Source organism: Actinotalea sp. JY-7885 (assembly GCF_014525465.1).
In the GTDB taxonomy this organism is placed as follows: domain Bacteria; phylum Actinomycetota; class Actinomycetes; order Actinomycetales; family Cellulomonadaceae; genus Actinotalea.
On record NZ_JACEXH010000260.1, the window covers coordinates 1 to 3,141 of the forward strand.

Consider the following 3,141-nt stretch of genomic DNA (forward strand, 5'->3'; position numbering starts at 1 on the left):
GGCGGGGGCCGCGGGTGCCTGGGCCGCGGGCGCCGACGGCGCTGCGAGGGCTGCGGGCCCGGGGCGCGGGGCGGCCTTGCGGGGGGCCTGCTCCTGGGAGCCGGCGGGGTAGGCGTCGCGCAGCTTGCGCACGACGGGCGGTTCGATGGTCGACGAAGCCGACCGGACGAACTCACCGAGCTCGTTCAGCTTGGCCATGATGGCCTTGCTCTCGACGCCGAGCTCCTTAGCGAGCTCGTAGACGCGGACCTTTGCCACAACTCTCCTGTCTCGGCCCGCCCGGGACAGGGTGGACCGTCGTTAGTGCTGGGTACTCATCGCCGGGTACTCATCGGGTGCCCATCGGCTTCCAACCCGCTTTCCTTCTCGATGAACGACGGAGGTACTGCTGGTGTCGGTACTGCTGGTCTTTCCGTACTGCTGCTGGTGAGGGTCTCGAGGTGCTCGCGGACCGGGGTGATGTCGAGCGGTCCCGTGCGCAGGGCACGCGGTAGAGCACGACGCCGTTCGGCGAGGTCGAGGCACTCCGGGTCGGGGTGCAACCAGGCGCCCCGGCCCGACCTGCATCGTCCCGGGTCGACCACGGCGAGATCGCCGTCGTCATCCCGGACCACCCGCAGGAGGACGGACCGTTGACCCCGCTGCCGGCACCCCACACACGTACGGACCGGCCCCACGAGGGGGCCGGGCACGGGCTCGGGACGCCGGACGCGCGGTCCAGCCTCGGCAAGTCTAGCGCGCTCGGTCACGAACCGGGACCCGAGGACTCCTGCCCCGCGTCGCCGGGGGCGGTCCCGGCGGCGTCCGCCGGGCCCTCCTGGGGCGCCGCGTCGCCGCCCTCGTCGGAGCGGATGTCGATACGCCAGCCGGTGAGCTTGGCCGCCAGGCGGGCGTTCTGGCCCTCCTTGCCGATGGCCAGCGAGAGCTGGTAGTCGGGCACGACGACGCGCGCCGAGCGCGCCGCCAGGTCGACGACCGTGACGGAGGACACGCGCGCCGGCGACAGCGCGTTGCCCACGAACTGGGCCGGGTCGTCGCTGTGGTCGATGATGTCGATCTTCTCGCCGTGCAGCTCGGACATCACCGCGCGCACCCGGGCCCCCATCGGGCCGATGCAGGCGCCCTTGGCGTTGAGGCCGGCGACGGAGGTCCGCACCGCCATCTTGGTGCGGTGGCCCGCCTCGCGGGCGATGGCCGTGATCTCGACCGAGCCGTCCGCGACCTCCGGCACCTCGAGCTCGAAGAGCTTGCGCACGAGGTTCGGGTGGGTCCGCGAGAGGGTGATCGACGGGCCCTTGGGACCGCGGGAGACGTCGAGCACGTACGCCCGCAGCCGCTCGCCGTGGACGTACCGCTCGGTCGGAACCTGCTCGTGCGCCGGGAGCACGGCCTCGGTGCCGCGCACGGCGACGAGCACGGTGCGCGGGTCGCGGCCCTGCTGGATGACGCCCGCGAGGACCTCCCCCTCGGTCCCGCGGAACGCGCCGAGCACCTGCTCGTCCTCGGCGTCGCGCAGCCGCTGGACGATGACCTGGCGCGCGGTGGCCGTGGCGACGCGGCCGAAGCCGTCCGGCGTGTGGTCGAACTCCGGTCCGAGCTCCGGCGCCGGTGCGGTCGCGAAGCCCACGCCGTCCTCGGGCGCGGTCGGCTCGCTCGGCGCCTCGAGCCGCTCCCGGGCCCAGACCGTGACGTGCCCGGTGCGCCGGTCGACCTCGACCCGGGCGTCCTCGAGGGCGCCGGGCGTGCGGTGGTAGGCCGAGAGCAGCGCCTGCTCGATCGCGGAGACCAGGGTCTCCAGGCTGATGTCGCGCTCGTGCTCGACCAGGCGCAGCGCCGTCATGTCGATGTCCATCAGGCGTCGCCCTCCTCGTCGTCGTTCATGGGGTCGTGCGGTGCGTCGTGCCCGGTGTCGGCGAGCCGGGTGAGCTCGACCTCGACCTGGCCGCGCACGACGTCGGCGGGCGCGAGGGTCGTGCGCGTCGCGACGCCGTCGGGCGCCGGGTCGAGGACGTAGCCGTCGGCGTCAGCCTCCGCGAGGCGTCCGGTGACGACCGAGCCGTCGCGCAGCGTCAGCCGCACGAGACGCGTGCGGGCGCGGCGGAAGTGCCGCAGCTCGGTCAGGGGCCGGTCCGTGCCGGGCGTCGAGACCTCCAGCACGTACTCGCCCTTGACGGGGTCCGCGGCGTCCAGCGCGGCGGAGACGTCGCGCGAGACCTCGCCGACGGTGTCCAGGTCGAGGCTGCCGAGGGCGTCGTCGTCCAGGTCGACGACGACGCGGACCACCGTGCGGCGCCCCGCGGGCTTGACGGCGACGTCCTCGAGGACGAGGCCGGCGGCCGTCACGGCCGGTTCGACGGCCTGCCTGACGCGTTGAGCCGGTGTGGGCCCGGAGCTCGCGGGCGTGACCATGTTCGCCTCCCGTGGGTCGTGGCGGGCCACCCGACGTGGATACGACCCTCTGGACTTGTCGGTCCCAGCCTAACGACTCCCCGGCGGTGCGGCGTGGCAGGATCGGCCGCGATGACCCGCGCCCCCGCCCTGCCGGCACCCGTGACCCGACCCCACCGGAGGACCCGGCCCCTGGTGGCGGTCCTCGCCGTGGTGCTCGTCACCATCCTCGCCGGCTGCGGCCTGCGCCTGGAGACCCCCGCGCCCGTGGCGCCCTCGCCCGACGCGGCCGAGTCCCTGCGCCAGCGCGCCACCGCCGACGCGCTCGCCGTGCAGGTCCTGGCGTCGGCGGTCGCCACGGCGGCGACGGACCCCACCGTCCAGGCCCTCGCCACGACCACCGGCACCGCGAGCGACGCGCACGTCGAGGCGCTCGGCGGCGTGTACGAGCCGTTCCCGGACGCGACCGCCGCGCCGGAGTCCCCTGAGACCGCCGAGCCCTCCGACGACGCAGCGCCCTCCGACGACGCCGAGCCCTCCGACGACGCAGCGCCCTCCGACGACGAGCCGGTCACCCCCGACGACGCCTCGTCGGCCGCCCCGACCGCGGGCGCCACCCCGCCCACGCCCACCGCTGCCGAGCTGGTGGCGCTGCTCGACGAGACAGCGGCGAGCGCGCGCGCCGACGCCGCCACGACGGACGACGGCGGGCTGGCCCGCCTGCTCGCCTCGATCGCCGTCGGCCGGACGCTG

4 protein-coding genes and 1 pseudogene are annotated in these 3,141 nt (G+C 75.2%); 1 reads left to right on the forward strand and 4 read right to left on the reverse strand.

The window, feature by feature from the left end; genetic code table 11:
• From IDM29_RS15895 to rimP, 4 genes are all read right to left on the reverse strand, one after another.
• Positions 1–258 (reverse strand): translation initiation factor IF-2 N-terminal domain-containing protein (locus tag IDM29_RS15895; protein ID WP_188037775.1); only part of this gene is annotated, 258 nt, incomplete at its 3' end.
• Between the two features lie 56 nt (positions 259–314).
• Positions 315–749, reverse strand: coding sequence for a YlxR family protein (locus tag IDM29_RS17440; RefSeq protein ID WP_182113585.1), 435 nt, complete (start codon positions 747–749; stop codon positions 315–317).
• Positions 746–1,852: a transcription termination factor NusA gene (gene nusA / locus IDM29_RS15905; RefSeq protein WP_182113584.1), complete on the reverse strand. Its 1,107-nt coding sequence runs from the start codon at positions 1,850–1,852 to the stop codon at positions 746–748. Before nusA ends, IDM29_RS17440 begins: the two co-directional genes overlap by 4 nt.
• Positions 1,852–2,409, reverse strand: coding sequence for a ribosome maturation factor RimP (gene rimP / locus IDM29_RS15910; RefSeq protein WP_182114095.1), 558 nt, complete (start codon positions 2,407–2,409; stop codon positions 1,852–1,854). The genes nusA and rimP overlap by 1 nt, the downstream gene beginning before the upstream one ends.
• A 111-nt stretch (positions 2,410–2,520) precedes the next feature.
• Between rimP and IDM29_RS15915 the strand changes: the two are divergent.
• Positions 2,521–3,141, forward strand: a pseudogene (locus IDM29_RS15915) (hypothetical protein); the annotation flags it as partial.